The 14,926-nt window shown below is 64.3% G+C and carries 15 protein-coding genes and 1 pseudogene; 9 read left to right on the top strand and 7 right to left on the bottom strand.

The genetic code is table 11. The features are described 5' to 3' along the window. A partial coding sequence (gene acnA, locus VL129_RS01415) for an aconitate hydratase AcnA (protein ID WP_325409308.1) occupies positions 1-1,455 on the bottom strand: 1,455 nt, incomplete at its 3' end. Between the two features lie 69 nt (positions 1,456-1,524). Further along, the gene (locus VL129_RS01410; RefSeq protein ID WP_325409306.1) at positions 1,525-1,686 is read right to left on the bottom strand and encodes a hypothetical protein; all 162 of its coding nucleotides are present in this window, start codon (positions 1,684-1,686) and stop codon (positions 1,525-1,527) included. A gap of 69 nt (positions 1,687-1,755) precedes the next feature. Between VL129_RS01410 and tusA the strand changes: the two genes are divergently transcribed. Continuing rightward, a complete protein-coding gene (tusA, locus tag VL129_RS01405) occupies positions 1,756-1,995 on the top strand; it encodes a sulfurtransferase TusA (RefSeq protein ID WP_325409304.1) in 240 nt (79 codons plus the stop codon). Positions 1,996-2,011: 16 nt separating this feature from the next. On the opposite strand, the gene VL129_RS01400 is transcribed toward tusA, so the two are convergent. Continuing rightward, positions 2,012-3,397 carry an MATE family efflux transporter gene (locus tag VL129_RS01400; protein WP_325409302.1) on the bottom strand — a complete coding sequence of 462 codons (1,386 nt, stop codon included), beginning with the start codon at positions 3,395-3,397 and terminating at the stop codon, positions 2,012-2,014. 112 nt (positions 3,398-3,509) lie between these two features. Here VL129_RS01400 and pdxB point away from each other — a divergent pair, with 112 nt between their 5' ends. Next, complete coding sequence (pdxB, locus tag VL129_RS01395; RefSeq protein WP_325409300.1) at positions 3,510-4,652, top strand: 4-phosphoerythronate dehydrogenase PdxB; 1,143 nt, start codon at positions 3,510-3,512, stop codon at positions 4,650-4,652. A gap of 26 nt (positions 4,653-4,678) precedes the next feature. Here the strand turns inward: pdxB and VL129_RS17080 are convergent. The 3 genes and pseudogenes from VL129_RS17080 to VL129_RS01380 all read right to left on the bottom strand — a co-directional run. After that, positions 4,679-4,825, bottom strand: a pseudogene (locus VL129_RS17080) (PA1571 family protein); the annotation flags it as partial. A 114-nt stretch (positions 4,826-4,939) separates the two neighbouring features. Continuing rightward, on the bottom strand, positions 4,940-5,221 hold the full coding sequence (gene ppnP, locus VL129_RS01385) for a pyrimidine/purine nucleoside phosphorylase (RefSeq protein ID WP_325409296.1): 282 nt from the start codon (positions 5,219-5,221) through the stop codon (positions 4,940-4,942). 73 nt (positions 5,222-5,294) lie between these two features. After that, positions 5,295-5,837 (bottom strand): 3'-5' exonuclease, encoded by a 543-nt coding sequence (locus VL129_RS01380; protein WP_325409294.1) that lies wholly within the window; start codon positions 5,835-5,837, stop codon positions 5,295-5,297. A 159-nt stretch (positions 5,838-5,996) separates the two neighbouring features. On the opposite strand from VL129_RS01380, the gene VL129_RS01375 reads away from it, so the two are divergent. Both VL129_RS01375 and VL129_RS01370 read left to right on the top strand, forming a co-directional pair. Further along, positions 5,997-6,248, top strand: a complete 252-nt coding sequence (locus VL129_RS01375; protein ID WP_325409292.1) for a YkgJ family cysteine cluster protein — start codon at positions 5,997-5,999, stop codon at positions 6,246-6,248. A 38-nt stretch (positions 6,249-6,286) separates the two neighbouring features. Beyond that, entirely contained in the window at positions 6,287-6,892 is a 606-nt protein-coding gene (locus tag VL129_RS01370) for an START domain-containing protein (protein WP_325409290.1), read from the top strand. Between the two features lie 63 nt (positions 6,893-6,955). On the opposite strand, the gene gltA is transcribed toward VL129_RS01370, so the two are convergent. Further along, complete coding sequence (gltA, locus tag VL129_RS01365; RefSeq protein ID WP_325409288.1) at positions 6,956-8,242, bottom strand: citrate synthase; 1,287 nt, start codon at positions 8,240-8,242, stop codon at positions 6,956-6,958. Between the two features lie 359 nt (positions 8,243-8,601). Here gltA and sdhC point away from each other — a divergent pair, with 359 nt between their 5' ends. The 5 genes from sdhC to VL129_RS01340 all read left to right on the top strand — a co-directional run bounded on the left by sdhC (position 8,602) and on the right by VL129_RS01340 (position 14,920). Beyond that, positions 8,602-8,976: a succinate dehydrogenase, cytochrome b556 subunit gene (gene sdhC, locus VL129_RS01360; RefSeq protein WP_325409286.1), complete on the top strand. Its 375-nt coding sequence runs from the start codon at positions 8,602-8,604 to the stop codon at positions 8,974-8,976. Next, positions 8,970-9,338 carry a succinate dehydrogenase, hydrophobic membrane anchor protein gene (gene sdhD / locus VL129_RS01355; protein ID WP_325409284.1) on the top strand — a complete coding sequence of 123 codons (369 nt, stop codon included), beginning with the start codon at positions 8,970-8,972 and terminating at the stop codon, positions 9,336-9,338. The genes sdhC and sdhD overlap by 7 nt, the downstream gene beginning before the upstream one ends. A gap of 3 nt (positions 9,339-9,341) precedes the next feature. Continuing rightward, positions 9,342-11,114, top strand: a complete 1,773-nt coding sequence (gene sdhA, locus VL129_RS01350; protein WP_325409282.1) for a succinate dehydrogenase flavoprotein subunit — start codon at positions 9,342-9,344, stop codon at positions 11,112-11,114. A gap of 11 nt (positions 11,115-11,125) precedes the next feature. After that, positions 11,126-11,845 carry a succinate dehydrogenase iron-sulfur subunit gene (locus tag VL129_RS01345; RefSeq protein WP_325409280.1) on the top strand — a complete coding sequence of 240 codons (720 nt, stop codon included), beginning with the start codon at positions 11,126-11,128 and terminating at the stop codon, positions 11,843-11,845. Positions 11,846-12,088: 243 nt separating this feature from the next. Next, a complete protein-coding gene (locus VL129_RS01340) occupies positions 12,089-14,920 on the top strand; it encodes a 2-oxoglutarate dehydrogenase E1 component (RefSeq protein WP_325409278.1) in 2,832 nt (943 codons plus the stop codon). The last annotated feature ends 6 nt before the right edge of the window (positions 14,921-14,926 follow it).

Here is a 14,926-nt window from a genome sequence, read left to right as displayed (position 1 = left end):
GGGCGTGAGCCCGGCTGCGGCCAGGTAGTCGGTGACCACCTTGGAGCCGGGCGCCAGGGACGTCTTCACCCAGGGCTTGCGCTGCAGGCCGCGCTCCACCGCGTTCTTCGCCAGCAGACCGGCGGCCATCAGCACGCTGGGGTTGGATGTATTGGTGCAGGAGGTGATGGCGGCAATGACCACGGCGCCATGGCGCAGCCCGAAGGACTCCTCCGGCACAGGAAATTCGCTTTCGGCCTGCGGGATTCGGCCGCTGGTTTCCAGCAGCAGATCGAAACTGGCGCGCATGTCCGGGAGGGCCACCCGATCCTGCGGGCGCTTGGGTCCGGCCAGCGAGGGCTGCACGCTGTCCAGGTCGAGGCGCAGGGCCTCACTGAACTGCGGCTCGGGACTGTCGCTGTCACGCCACAGGCCCTGGGTCCGGCAATAGGCTTCCACCAGGGCGATGCGTGCCTCGTCGCGGCCGGTCAGGCGCAGGTAGTCGAGGGTCACCGCGTCCACCGGGAAGAATCCGCAGGTGGCGCCATATTCCGGCGCCATGTTGCTGATGGTGGCGCGGTCGGCCAGCGGCAGGGCGTCCAGCCCGGGGCCGTAGAACTCCACGAACTTGCCGACCACGCCGTGCTTGCGCAGCATCTGGGTGACGGTGAGTACCAGGTCGGTGGCGGTCACCCCTTCGCGCAACCGGCCGCTGAGGCGCACGCCCACCACTTCCGGGATCAGCATGGACACCGGCTGGCCGAGCATGGCCGCCTCCGCCTCGATGCCGCCGACGCCCCAGCCGAGCACGCCGAGGCCGTTGATCATGGTGGTGTGCGAATCGGTGCCGACCAGGCTGTCGGGAAAGGCCAGCAGTCGGCCGTCATGGGTCTCGCTGCGCACGACGTCGGCCAGGTATTCGAGATTCACCTGGTGACAGATGCCGGTGCCCGGCGGCACCACGCGGAAGTTGGCGAACGCCTGCTGACCCCAGCGCAGGAAGGCGTAACGTTCGGCGTTGCGCTGCATCTCGATGGCGACGTTCTCGGCGAAGGCGCCCGGATCGGCGAAGCGGTCGACCATCACCGAATGGTCGATGACCAGATCCACGGGAATCTGCGGATTGATCCGCCCGGGATCGCCGCCCGCCCTGGCGGTGGCGTCGCGCATAGCGGCCAGGTCGACCACCGCCGGCACGCCGGTGAAGTCCTGCATCAGCACGCGCGCCGGGCGGTACTGGATCTCGTGCTGCGAACAGCGTTCACGCAGCCAGTCGACGATCGCCTGGCAGTCCTCCCGGCGCACCGTCCGGCCATCCTCCCAGCGCAGCAGGTTCTCCAGCAACACCTTGAGCGACAGGGGCAGGCACGTGAGGTCGCCGAGGCTGTTTCCGGCCTCCGGCAGGCTGTAATAGTGGTAGGTCTGCCCGCCGACCTGCAGGGTGCGGCAACAGTTCAGGCTATCCAGTGCAGGCATGGCGAAGCTCCTGGGAAGTGCCACGGGTTCTGCTCTGGACCGGCTGGCTGCGCCCGGGTTCCCCGGCGCTCATGACCGGTGCGGCTGGGTGGGCGCCGCCCAGTAGGTCTGCTTGTGGCCGCGCGCCTGATAATCCCGGGCCAGGCGTTCGGCCTGGGCGCGGCTCAGGCCGTCGCGCACCAGGAATTCATTGCCATTGTCGTCCAGACGCCTGACGCACCAGTCGCGCATGACCGTCCTCCGGCTGGGCGTGCTGCCCGCTTTGCGCCACAATAGCCGCCTGTTTTACGGAGTATCCCGATGACCCTGCAACCCGACGCGATTCTCGACGCCAGCGGGCTGAACTGCCCCGAACCGGTGATGATGCTGCACAACAAGGTGCGCGACCTGCAGGCTGGCGGCCTGCTGCAGGTGATCGCTACCGATCCCTCGACCCGTCGCGACATTCCCAAGTTCTGCGTGTTTCTCGGCCATGAACTGGTCGAGCAGCGGGAGGATGCCGGCCAGTTCCTCTACTGGATCCGCAAGAAGGTCGGCTGAGCCGCTGGCACGGGGTTCACCCCTGGGCCGATGCCATGCAGTGGATCGCGCGGCCTGCGCGCACATGCAGGCGCCAGCCGAGCATCAGCGCCGCGCAGCTCAGGCCGACGATCAGCCCCTGCCAGAGCCCGGCCGGGCCGCTGGGTGCGCCGAGCAGGTTGGTGAGTCCCAGCATGTAGCCCACCGACAGACCGATGCCCCAGTAGCTGGGCAGGGTAATCAGCATCACCGCCCGGGTGTCCTGGTAGCCGCGCAAGGCGCCGGCGGCGGAAACCTGGATGCCGTCGGAAAACTGGAAGAGCGCGGCGTAGATCAGCAAGGTGCTGGCCAGGGCGACCACCGCCGGGTCCGGCGAGTAGAAGCCGGCGATGCGCTCGCGAAACAGCATCATCAGCGTGGCCGAGAAGCACGCGTAGACCAGTGCCACGCCGATGCCCAGCACCGCGGCGAAGCGTGCGTCACGCGGCGCGTTGCGGCCCAGAGCCTGACCCACGCGCACGGTGACCGCCATGGCCAGGGACAGGGGCACCATGAACACCAGCGACGAGATGCTGAGCGCGATCTGATGGCCGGACACCACGGTGGCGCCCAGGCCGCCGATCAGCAGGGCGATCACCGAGAAGATGCTGGCCTCGGCGAAGATCGCCACGCCGATCGGCAGTCCGACCCTCAGCAGCGCGCTGATCAATGACCAGCGGGGCGGTTCGAAGTGGCGGAACAGCGCGCTGAACCGGTAGTGGGGCGAGCGGTTCACCCAACCGGCCATGCCCAGCAGCATGGCGATCATCACCAGACCGGTGGCCCAGCCGCAGCCCACGCCGCCCAGCGCGGGCAAGCCCAGCTTGCCGTGGATGAGCACATAGTTGAGCGGAATGTTTATCAGCAGGCCGAGCAGGCCGATGATCATGCTGGGCAGCGTCTGGTTCAGGGCGTCGCTGTAGCAGCGCAGCACCTGATAGAGGGCGGCGGCGGGAAAACCGAACGCCACACCCCGCAGGTAGCCCAGGGTGGGCTCGACCAGCCCGGGCTCTACCTGCATGAGATGCAGCACGGGGCGGGCCTGGGTCAGCAGAATCGCGAAGCACAGGCCGATTGCCAGCCCGAGCCAGAGCGCCTGGCGCACCAGCGGCCCGATTTCGTTGAGTTTGCCGGCGCCGAAGCGATGGGCCACCTTCGGGGTGGTTGCCATCAGGATGCCGGTCATCAGCAGGTAGAGCGGAATCCAGATGGAGTTACCCAGCGCCACGGCAGCCAGATCGGCGGGGCTGACCCGGCCGGCCATCACGGCATCGACGGCGCCCATGGCGGTGTGCGCCACCTGGGCGATGATGATGGGAGTGGCGAGGACGAGCAGGGCGCTCAATTCCAGCCCGACGCGGGAAACGCGGTTCATACGGCTCATGGGACGGCGACAGGGAAAAGGCGGGGATTCTACGCCCGGCGCCCGGGCTAAGAAAGGGTGGGGATGACCCGGGCAAAAGACTAAACTGGCGCCCCCTTCGAGGAGTCCGAGCATGCGCATTCTTGCCGACGAAAACATCCCCCTGGTCGAAGCCTTCTTCGGTGAGTTCGGCGAGATCCGGCGTCAGCCGGGCCGGGCCTTCAGTGCCGACGCCCTGGCGGCAGCCGATGTACTGCTGGTGCGCTCGGTGACCCAGGTGGATGCCGCCCTGCTGCGGGGCAGCCCGGTGCGCTTCGTCGGCACCTGCACCATCGGCACCGACCATCTCGATCTCGATCATCTGGCCGCCGCCAATATCGCCTGGGCCAGCGCGCCGGGCTGCAATGCCCGTGGCGTGGTGGACTATGTGCTGGGCAGCCTGCTGGCGCTGGCCGAGGTGGCGGGCTCGCCGCTGCGCGAGCGCTGCTACGGCGTGGTGGGCGCCGGTCAGGTCGGTGCGCGGCTGGTGGAGGTGTTACGGGGGCTGGGCTGCCGGGTGCTGGCCTGTGATCCGCCACGCGCGGAGCGCGAGGGGGGCGACTTTGTCGATCTGGACGAGGTGCTGGCGCAGTGCGATGTGATCAGCCTGCATACGCCGCTCACCTCGGCAGGCCGGTGGCCGACTCGCCATCTGCTGAATGCCGAGCGGCTGGCCCGGCTGCGTCCCGGCAGCTGGCTGATCAATGCCAGTCGCGGTGCGGTGTTGGACAACCAGGCGCTGCATGCGCTGCTGCTGCAGCGTCCCGATGTCGAGGCGGTGCTGGATGTCTGGGAGGGCGAGCCACTGGTGGAGGTGGCGCTGGCCGAGCGGTGCCGGATCGTCACGCCGCATATCGCCGGCTACAGCCTGGAAGGCAAGGCGCGCGGCACCGCGCAGATCTATCGCGCCTTGTGCGCACATCTTGGCCGGCCGGCGACGCTGGAGCTGGATGCGCTGCTACCCGAGCCCTGGCTGCCGCAACTGACCCTGCACGCGGATGCCGATCCCGACTGGGCCTTGGCTGCCGTGTGTCGGGCTGTCTACGATCCGCGCCGTGACAGCGCCGATTTCCGGCGCAGCCTGCTGGGCGACGAGGAGGCTCGCCGAAAGGGCTTCGACGCGCTGCGCAAGCACTATCCGCCACGCCGGGAAATCGATGGACTGAGGGTCGAGCTGCTGGGTCAGGCGCCGGAGCTGGCCGCGCTGGTTCGTGCGCTGGGAGTCAGGCTGGTCTGAGTCTCGCGCCGGGAAGCGGCCTGCTCTTCCGGATCGAGGGCGCGGCAGGCCTGCTGGATCATGGCTTCGGTGATGGGGATTTCGCGACCCTGTTCGTCGATCACTGCGCAGAGGAAGCCATCGGCGGGAAGGGTGACGGTAATGGGCTGGTTGACGCGGCTGTTCAGGTTCATGGGGTCCATCTCCTGGTCGCTGGATTCCATAGCCTGTTCAATCTAGATGAAATTCGCGTGACGACCAGTGCGGACGCAGTGCGGGCGGCAAGATACCGCCCGCACCCCGAGGTGTCAGTGGTACTCGCAGAGGTAGGCGGTATCCACGGCCACTTGCAGCTGGAACTTGCTGTTGGCCGGCACGCTGAACTGGCTGCCCGCTTCAAAGGTTTCCCAGGCATCGCTGCCCGGCAGGCGCACGGTGAGGGCGCCGGCCACGACCTTCATGATTTCCATGCGGCTGGTGCCGAATTCGTATTCACCGGGCGCCATCACGCCGAGGGTGGCGGGGCAGTCGGCCTGCTCGAAGGCGATGGATTTGACCTTGCCATCGAAGTACTCGTTGACCTTGAACATATCGGAGTTCCTGTGGGGCTGAAAAAAGGCGCGCCAGTATGCCCAAGCGCCAGTGCGGCGTCACCGGGTGTATTCAGTGCGGCAGCGCCAGGGGCAGCAGGCGAGCGGCATTGCGCGCATCCTCCAGCGCGCGGTGCTGGCGCCCCTGGAAATGCATGCCGGCAAGGCTCAGTGCCACGTTCAGGCCCACCGGTCGGCTCAGCTGGCGGCGGCTGGCGAAGGACTGCTTGAGATTCAGGTGCGGATATTGCTGCAGGCGACTGTGCAGGCCCTGGGCCTGCCATTCCTGTTCAAGCTGGCGTCGGTCGTAGTCGCCCCAGCTGGCCCAGCCCGCCAGGCGGGTGCCCTGGGCCTGCAGCCAGCTCTCGAAGTCCGGCCACAGTTGCGCCAGTGTGCGGGCGCTGTCGATCTGGGGCTGGGCGATGTGCGTGAGATCCTTGCAGAAGCTGGTCAGGCAGGGACGGCGCAGCGGCCGCACATAACGCTGGAAATGGCCGATCTCGTGGCCCTCGAGCGTGGCGAGGCTGGCGCCGATTTCGATGATCTCCATGTCTCGCAAGGGCCAGCCGCCTTCATCCGTGGTGGCCTCCAGATCGATAACCAGCCAATGTCGCATAGGTCCTCCCACGGGTTGGGCCGAGTATGGCGGGGCTGGTTGGCGCCGGCAAATCGACCATGGGCTGAGATCGGGTGGCCATGTTGAGCGCGGGCGATGACGAGGGCTGGATGCTGGCAGTAGAATCGCCGCCCCCTGTTCCCGCGAGAGCCTGCTGCCATGAAGTGCCGTGCGGGCTGCGGTGCGTGCTGCATCGCGCCCTCCATCAGTTCGCCGTTACCCGGCATGCCCGAGGGCAAACGGGCTGGCGAGCGTTGTCCGCATCTGAGTGTCGATAATCTCTGTCAACTGTTCGGCTTGCCGGAACGTCCGGCGGTCTGCTCCGCGTTTCGCGCGGATCCATCCGTATGCGGCGATGACCGCGAGGAAGCGGTCCGTCTGCTGGGCTGGCTGGAGCAGGCCACCGCCTGAGTGCGATACATCCCAACCAAGAAGAACAAGGAAAAGCCATGATCAAGCCGATATTCCATCCCCTGCTGCTGGGAGTCTCTCTGGCGTTCTGTGCTGCGACGCAGGCGCAGGAATGGCAGCTGGCCAAGGATGAGGAGGGGATCCAGGTCTACCTGTCCGCCGTGCCGGGGTCCCAGTACAAGGCCTATCGGGGAGAAACGGTCATCCGGGCGAGCATCGACAGGATTCGCGCCTTGCAGGAGGACGTCGAGGGGTCCTGCGCCTGGATTCACCAGTGCAAGGCTCAGCAGCTGATTCGCCACGAAGGTGCCCGTAGCTGGACGCACACCTATTTCAATACGCCCTGGCCGGTCACCCCGCGTGATTCGCTGATCGAGGTCACCACCGAGGAGCGGGAGGACGGCCTGCTGCGCCATCTCAAGGGCGTGCCGGATCTGCTGCCCGAGGAGAAGGGCTATGTGCGGGTCGCCCGGGTGGAAGGTTACTGGAAGCTGGAGCCGCTGGAGGGGCAGCGCGTGAAGGTCACCTATCAGTTGCATAGCGAGCCGGGTGGCAGCGTGCCTTCATGGCTGGCCAACAGCTTCGTGATCGATGCGCCGTTCAACACGCTCAAGGGGCTGCGCGGCCTGGCGGAAGAACGATAGGGTGATACAACGGAAACGAAAAAGGCTGCCGATCGGCAGCCTTTTTCGTTGTGTCCGGAGCGATCAGCCGCGCTGGTTCAGCGAGACGAAATCGCGCTTCTCGTAGCCGGTGTACAGCTGACGAGGACGACCGATCTTCTGGCCGCTGGCGATCATTTCCTTCCAGTGCGAGATCCAGCCGACGGTACGCGACATGGCAAAGATCACGGTGAACATGCTGGTCGGGATGCCGATGGCCTTGAGGATGATGCCCGAATAGAAGTCGACGTTCGGGTACAGGTTGCGCTCGGCGAAGTAGGGATCCTTCAGCGCGATCTCTTCCAGCTTCATGGCCAGTTCCAGCTGCGGGTCATGGATGCCCAGCTCGCCGAGAACCTCGTCGCAGGTCTTTTTCATGACCTTGGCGCGCGGGTCGAAGTTCTTGTAGACGCGGTGGCCGAAGCCCATCAGCTTGAACGGATCGTTCTTGTCCTTGGCCTTGGCCAGGAACTTGTCGATGTTCTCGACGCTGCCGATCTCGTCCAGCATGGTCAGCACGGCTTCGTTGGCGCCGCCGTGGGCAGGTCCCCACAGCGCGGCGATGCCGGCGGCGATACAGGCGAACGGGTTGGCGCCAGTGGAGCCAGCCAGACGGACGGTCGAGGTCGAAGCGTTCTGTTCATGGTCCGCATGCAGGATGAAGATGCGATCCATGGCCTTGGCCAGCACCGGGCTGATCGGTTTGATCTCGGCCGGGGTGTTGAACATCATGTGCAGGAAGTTTTCCGCGTAGTTCAGGTCGTTACGCGGATACATGATCGGCTGGCCGATCGAATACTTGTACGCCATGGCCGCGATGGTCGGCATCTTGGCGATCAGGCGATGCGCGGAGACTTCGCGGTGCTGCGGATTGTTGATGTCCAGCGAGTCGTGATAGAAGGCGGACAGCGCGCCGACGATGCCGCACATCACGGCCATCGGGTGAGCGTCGCGACGGAAGCCGTTCAGGAAGGACTTCAGTTGCTCATGAACGATGGTGTGGTTCTTGATGGTGTTGACGAACTTGGCCTTCTGCTCGGCGTTCGGCAGCTCGCCGTTGAGCAGCAGGTAGGCGGTCTCCAGGTAGTCGGACTGTTCCGCCAGTTGTTCGATCGGGTAGCCGCGGTGCAGCAGGATGCCCTTGTCGCCATCGATGTAGGTGATTTTCGACTCGCAGGAAGCAGTCGACATGAAACCGGGGTCGAAGGTGAATTTGCCCGTGGCGGTCAGGGCGCGGACGTCAATGACGTCGGGGCCGATGGTGCCGGTGAGAACGGGCAGTTCTACGGGGGCAGCGCCCTCGATGATCAACTGCGCTTTTTTGTCAGCCATGAGTGGCCTCCTGGTTATGCTTGGAATCATCAGCAGCCCCCCATGTAGGGCCGGCATCACTATAGAGCGATAAAACCGAATGTCAATTTGCGTAACCCCTGAAAAATGAAGGGGTTCCGACGAATCTCATGAGGGCAGGAGGGCTTTTTTACGGCATTCTTTTCGGGCTCGCCATTCGCCTTTAGTGGCGGCAGGTCGCGTTGTCATTAGTGGGCTAACTGTCTATACTCCGTAGCCGGCCGTCATGGGCATAGCGCCTGTGTTTTGGCGGTTGCACTCCATGTGGGGTGGGTACCTGACCAGTGCACTTCCCAACAACAACGCCCTGCTTCCTGGGGCTCAAAGTGTGAAAAGAAGCCGTGAATAGCCAACGACCAGTAAACCTAGACCTTAGGACTATCAAGCTCCCTGTCACCGCTTACACGTCCATCCTTCACCGCGTCTCCGGCGTGATCCTGTTCCTTGGCCTCGTCGTGCTCCTTTATGGGCTCGACATGTCCCTGGCATCCGAGGAGAGCTTCGAAGAGCTGAAGGCATGCCTGGCCAGTCCGCTGGCAAAGCTGGTGATCTGGGGTCTGCTGTCCGCTCTGCTGTACCACCTGGTGGCCGGGATTCGCCACCTGTTCATGGATGCCGGTGTCGGTGAGACGCTGGAGGGCGGCAAGCTCGGCTCGAAGATCGTCATAGCCGTTGCCGTAGTATTGATTGTCCTGGCTGGGGTGTGGGTATGGTAACCAACGTCACTAACTTTTCGCGCTCCGGCCTCTATGACTGGATGGCTCAGCGCGTCTCTGCGGTCGTGCTGGCTGCGTATTTCATTTTCCTGCTCGGCTTCGTGCTGTTTCATCCCGGTCTGACCTATGCCGACTGGCACGGCCTGTTCTCCCACAATGCGATGCGCATCTTCAGTCTGCTGGCGCTGCTGGCGACGGTCATCCATGCCTGGGTTGGCATGTGGACCATCTCGACTGACTACCTGACGCCGATGGCTTTCGGTCGTTGGGCAACCGTGTTGCGCTTCTTCTTCCAGGCGGCCTGCGGCGTGCTGCAGTTTGTGCTGTTCGTCTGGGGCGTGCAGATTCTGTGGGGTATCTGATTCATGTCTAGCATTCGCACTCTTTCCTTCGACGCCATCATCGTCGGTGGCGGTGGCGCCGGTATGCGCGCCGCGCTGCAACTGGCCCAGGGTGGTCACAAGACCGCCGTGGTGACCAAGGTCTTCCCGACCCGTTCGCACACCGTGTCCGCCCAGGGCGGCATCACCTGCGCCATCGCTTCGGCCGACCCGAACGACGATTGGCGCTGGCACATGTACGACACCGTCAAGGGCTCCGACTACATCGGTGACCAGGACGCGATCGAGTACATGTGTTCCGTGGGTCCGGAGGCCGTGTTCGAACTCGAGCACATGGGTCTGCCGTTCTCCCGTACCGAGCAGGGCCGCATCTACCAGCGTCCGTTCGGTGGTCAGTCCAAGGGTCCGGATAACCCCACCCAGGCTGCCCGTACCTGCGCTGCTGCCGACCGTACCGGTCACGCTCTGCTGCACACCCTGTACCAGGCCAACCTGAAGAGCGGCACCTCGTTCCTGAACGAATGGTATGCCGTGGATCTGGTGAAGAACCAGGACGGCGCCATCGTCGGCGTCATCGCCATCTGCATCGAGACCGGCGAAACCGTCTACATCCGCTCCAAGGCTGTGGTCCTGGCCACCGGTGGCGCCGGCCGCATCTATGCGTCCACCACCAACGCCCTGATCAACACCGGTGACGGCGTGGGCATGGCCCTGCGCGCCGGCATCCCGGTGCAGGACATCGAAATGTGGCAGTTCCACCCGACCGGTATCGCCGGCGCCGGCGTGCTGGTGACCGAAGGTTGCCGCGGTGAGGGTGGTTACCTGATCAACGCCCATGGCGAGCGCTTCATGGAGCGTTACGCTCCGAACGCCAAGGACCTGGCCGGCCGCGACGTGGTCGCCCGCTCCATGGTCAAGGAAGTGATCGCCGGCAACGGCGTCGGTCCGAACAAGGATCACGTGCTGCTGAAGCTGGACCACCTGGGCGAGGACGTGCTGCACAGCCGCCTGCCGGGTATCTGCGAACTGTCCAAGACCTTCGCGCACGTCGACCCGGTTGTTGCGCCGATCCCGGTCATCCCGACCTGCCACTACATGATGGGCGGCATCGCCACCAACATTCATGGCCAGGCCATCACCCAGGATGCCAACGGCAACGACACCATCATCGAAGGCCTGTTCGCCGTGGGCGAAGTGGCGTGCGTATCGGTACACGGTGCCAACCGTCTGGGCGGCAACTCGCTGCTCGACCTGGTCGTGTTCGGTCGTGCCGCTGGTCTGCACCTGGAGAAGGCGCTGAAGGAAGGCGTCGATACCCGTGGCGCCAGCGAGAGCGACATCGAGGCTTCCCTGAAGCGTCTGTCCGGTGTCAACGAGCGCACCTCCGGTGAAGAAGTGGCTCCGCTCAAGCGCGAGCTGCAGAGCTGCATGCAGAACTACTTCGGTGTATTCCGTACCGGTGAATACATGAAGAAGGGTATCGCTCAGCTGGCCGATCTGCGCGAGCGCATCGCCACCGTCAAGATCAACGACAAGAGCCAGGCGTTCAACACCGCGCGCATCGAAGCGCTCGAGCTGCAGAACCTGCTCGAAGTGGCCGAAGCGACTGCCATCGCCGCCGACACCCGTACCGAGTCCCGTGGCGCCCACGCCCGCGAAGACTACGAAGAGCGCGACGACCAGAACTGGCTGTGCCATACCTTGTACTTCCCGGGCGAAAAGCGTGTCGCCAAGCGCGCCGTCAACTTCGCGCCGAAGACTGTGCCGGCGTTCGAACCGAAAGTACGTACTTACTAAGGGTGATGTGAATGTCTCTGCCCAAGACTTTGCAAGTAAGCGTTTACCGCTACAACCCGGAGCGCGATGCGTCTCCCTACATGCAGGACTTCAACGTCGAAATCGACGGCAAGGATCTGATGGTCCTGGACGTGCTGGCGCTGATCAAGGAACAGGACGAGGGTTTCTCTTACCGTCGTTCCTGCCGTGAAGGCGTTTGCGGCTCCGATGGCATGAACATCAGCGGCAAGAACGGCCTGGCCTGCATCACTCCGCTGTCCAGCGTGGTGAAGAACGGCAAGCTGGTGATTCGTCCGCTGCCGGGTCTGCCGGTCATCCGTGACCTGGCCGTCGATATGAGCATCTTCTACAAGCAATACGAGAAGGTGCAGCCGTACCTGCAGAACAACTCGCCGGCTCCGGCCATCGAACGTCTGCAGACTCCGGAAGATCGCGAGAAGCTGGATGGTCTGTACGAGTGCATCCTGTGCGCTTGCTGCTCGACCAGCTGCCCGTCCTTCTGGTGGAACCCGGACAAGTTCCTCGGCCCGGCCGCACTGCTGCAGGCCTATCGTTTCCTGGCTGACAGCCGTGACACGATGACCGAACAGCGCCTGGCGGCCATGGACGATCCGTTCAGTGTCTTCCGTTGCCGCGGCATCATGAACTGCGTGAACGTATGTCCGAAGGGTCTGAACCCGACCAAGGCCATCGGTCACATCCGCAACATGCTGCTGCAAAGCGGTACCTGATCCTTCGGGGTCGTACCGAGGCTGTACCTCTGCGCTGTCGGCTAACCCCGGCAGCGTAGTTTTAAGCGGGTCCGGAGCTCACAAAGCACCGAACTCTTCCTGAAAAGTAAATGATGGCTATCAGGGGCATCCGGTAAAAACCCGGTCTATCTGCGGGGTCCCGTAGTGGCTTAACCAGTTGCTCAGGCACGCCGTGCTGCGGTTTCCACGCCGATGGTGTTCCCTTATCGAGGGTGACCAAGCATGCAAGAAAGCGTAATGCAGCGCATGTGGAACAGTGCCCACCTTTCCGGTGGTAACGCTGCCTATGTCGAGGAGCTGTACGAGCTCTATCTGCACGACCCCAACGCTGTGCCCGAAGAGTGGCGCACCTATTTCCAGAAGCTGCCGAACGACGGCGGCAACACCACCGACGTTCCGCATTCGCCCATTCGCGATCACTTCGTCCTGCTTGCCAAGAACCAGCGTCGCGCGCAGCCGGCTTCCGCCGCGAGCGTGAGCAGCGAGCATGACAAGAAGCAGGTCCAGGTTCTGCGCCTGATCCAGGCGTTTCGCGCCCGTGGTCACCAGGCCGCCCAACTCGACCCGCTGGGTCTGTGGCAGCGTCAGGTGCCGGCCGACCTCACCATTCAGAACTACGGTCTGACCGACGCCGATCTGGACACCACGTTCCAGACGGGCGAGCTGTTCATTGGCAAGGAGGCGGCAACTCTCCGCGAGATCGTCCAGTCCCTGCAAGAGACCTATTGCCGCACCATTGGTGCGGAATTCAACCACATCACCGACTCCGAACAGCGCAAGTGGTTCGCCCAGCGTCTGGAGAGCGTGCGTGGTCGTCCCGCCTATTCGCGTGACGCGCAGGCCCACCTGCTGGAGCGTCTGACCGCCGCCGAAGGCCTGGAAAAGTACCTGGGCACCAAGTTCCCGGGCACCAAGCGCTTCGGTCTGGAAGGTGGCGAAAGCCTGATTCCGATGGTCGACGAGATCATCCAGCGTTCCGGCTCCTACGGCATGAAGGAAATCGTCATCGGCATGGCCCACCGTGGCCGTCTGAACATGCTGGTGAACACCTTCGGCAAGAACCCGCGCGACCTGTTCGACGAGTTCGAAGGCAAGAAGGTCGAGGGTCTGTCCTCCGGTGACGTGAAGTACCACCAGGGCTTCTCCTCCAACGTCACCACCCCCGGTGGCGAACTGCACCTGGCCATGGCCTTCAACCCGTCGCACCTGGAAATCGTCTCCCCGGTGGTCGAGGGTTCCGTGCGTGCCCGCCAGGATCGTCGTCTCGATCCGAACGGCGACAAGGTTCTCCCGGTCTCCATCCACGGCGATGCGGCCTTCGCGGGCCAGGGCGTGGTGATGGAAACCTTCCAGATGTCGCAGATTCGCGGCTTCAAGACCGGTGGCACCATCCACATCGTCATCAACAACCAGGTCGGCTTCACCACCAGCAACCCGCTGGACGCGCGCTCCACCGAGTACGCCACCGACGTGGCCAAGATGATCGAAGCGCCGATCCTGCACGTGAACGGCGACGATCCGGAAGCGGTGCTGTTCGTGACCCAACTGGCCGTTGACTATCGCATGCAGTTCAAGCGTGACGTGGTCCTCGACCTGGTCTGCTACCGCCGTCGCGGCCACAACGAGGCCGACGAGCCGAGCGGCACCCAGCCGCTGATGTACCAGCAGATCGCCAAGCAGCGCACCACCCGCGAGCTGTACGCCGACGCCCTGATCAAGGCCGGCGCGCAGAGCAACGAGGACGTGCAGGCCAAGATCGACGAGTACCGCACCGCCCTGGACAACGGCCAGCACGTGGTGAAGAGCCTGGTCAAGGAGCCGAACGCCGAGCTGTTCGTCGACTGGACGCCGTATCTGGGCCATGCCTGGACCGCTCGCCACGACACCCGCGTGCCGCTGGACAAGCTGCGCGAGATTGCCGCCGGCCTGACCCGCATTCCGGAAGGCGTCGTGGTGCAGCGCCAGGTGGGCAAGGTCTACGAAGACCGCCAGAAGATGACCGCCGGCGCCATGCCGATCAACTGGGGCTATGCCGAAACCCTGGCCTACGCCACCCTGCTGCACGACGGCCACCCGGTGCGCATGACCGGCCAGGACGTCGGCCGCGGCACCTTCTCGCATCGCCATGCCGCGCTGCACAGCCAGAAGGACGCCACCACTTACGTTCCGCTGAAGAACCTCTTCGAGGGCCAGCCGCGTTTCGACCTGTACGACTCCTTCCTGTCGGAAGAAGCCGTGCTGGCCTTCGAATACGGCTACTCCACCACCACGCCCAACGCGCTGGTGATCTGGGAAGCCCAGTTCGGTGACTTCGCCAACGGTGCCCAGGTGGTGTTCGACCAGTTCATCTCCAGCGGCGAGACCAAGTGGGGCCGCCTGTGCGGTCTGACCGTCCTGCTGCCGCACGGTTATGAAGGCCAGGGTCCGGAGCACAGCTCCGCGCGCCTGGAGCGCTACCTGCAGCTGTGCGCCGAGCACAACATCCAGGTCTGCGTGCCGACCACCCCGGCGCAGGTCTACCACATGCTGCGTCGCCAGGTGGTGCGTCCGCTGCGCAAGCCGCTGATCGCCCTGACGCCCAAGTCGCTGCTGCGCCACCCGATGGCCATCTCGACCCTGGAAGACCTGGCCGAAGGCTCCTTCCAGACCGTGATCCCGGAAGTGGATGCCATCGATCCGGCCAAGGTCGAGCGTCTGGTCATGTGCTCCGGCAAGGTCTACTACGACCTGCTGACCAAGCGTCGCAACGAGCAGCGTGACGACACCATCATCGTGCGCATCGAGCAGCTGTACCCGTTCCCCGAAGAGGATCTGGCCGAGATCATGGCGCCCTACAAGAACCTCAAGAAGGTGATCTGGTGCCAGGAAGAGCCGATGAACCAGGGTGCCTGGTACTGCTCGCAGCACCACATGCGTCGTGTCGCCAGCGCGCATCAGAAGGGCCTGTTCCTGGAGTACGCCGGCCGCGAGGCCTCCGCTTCTCCGGCGTGCGGCTACCCGTCGATGCATGCCGAGCAGCAGGAAAAACTGCTGCATGACGCTTTCAACATTTAATCCCCG

Origin of the sequence: Pseudomonas sp., from assembly GCF_035497915.1 — a bacterium.
GTDB lineage: Bacteria > Pseudomonadota > Gammaproteobacteria > Pseudomonadales > Pseudomonadaceae > Serpens.
The sequence above is the reverse complement of the archived record's forward strand: the minus strand, read 5'-3'. Positions and strand labels throughout refer to the sequence as shown.

Bases quoted from the DNA above. Each gene is read 5' to 3' on its own strand.
- VL129_RS01410 (WP_325409306.1), bottom strand. From the start codon at position 1,686: ATGCGCGACTGGTGCGTCAGGCGTCTGGACGACAATGGCAATGAATTC.
- tusA (WP_325409304.1), top strand. From the start codon at position 1,756: ATGACCCTGCAACCCGACGCGATTCTCGACGCCAGCGGGCTGAACTGC.
- VL129_RS01400 (WP_325409302.1), bottom strand. From the start codon at position 3,397: ATGAGCCGTATGAACCGCGTTTCCCGCGTCGGGCTGGAATTGAGCGCC.
- pdxB (WP_325409300.1), top strand. From the start codon at position 3,510: ATGCGCATTCTTGCCGACGAAAACATCCCCCTGGTCGAAGCCTTCTTC.
- ppnP (WP_325409296.1), bottom strand. From the start codon at position 5,221: ATGTTCAAGGTCAACGAGTACTTCGATGGCAAGGTCAAATCCATCGCC.
- VL129_RS01380 (WP_325409294.1), bottom strand. From the start codon at position 5,837: ATGCGACATTGGCTGGTTATCGATCTGGAGGCCACCACGGATGAAGGC.
- VL129_RS01375 (WP_325409292.1), top strand. From the start codon at position 5,997: ATGAAGTGCCGTGCGGGCTGCGGTGCGTGCTGCATCGCGCCCTCCATC.
- VL129_RS01370 (WP_325409290.1), top strand. From the start codon at position 6,287: ATGATCAAGCCGATATTCCATCCCCTGCTGCTGGGAGTCTCTCTGGCG.
- gltA (WP_325409288.1), bottom strand. From the start codon at position 8,242: ATGGCTGACAAAAAAGCGCAGTTGATCATCGAGGGCGCTGCCCCCGTA.
- sdhD (WP_325409284.1), top strand. From the start codon at position 8,970: ATGGTAACCAACGTCACTAACTTTTCGCGCTCCGGCCTCTATGACTGG.
- sdhA (WP_325409282.1), top strand. From the start codon at position 9,342: ATGTCTAGCATTCGCACTCTTTCCTTCGACGCCATCATCGTCGGTGGC.
- VL129_RS01345 (WP_325409280.1), top strand. From the start codon at position 11,126: ATGTCTCTGCCCAAGACTTTGCAAGTAAGCGTTTACCGCTACAACCCG.
- VL129_RS01340 (WP_325409278.1), top strand. From the start codon at position 12,089: ATGCAAGAAAGCGTAATGCAGCGCATGTGGAACAGTGCCCACCTTTCC.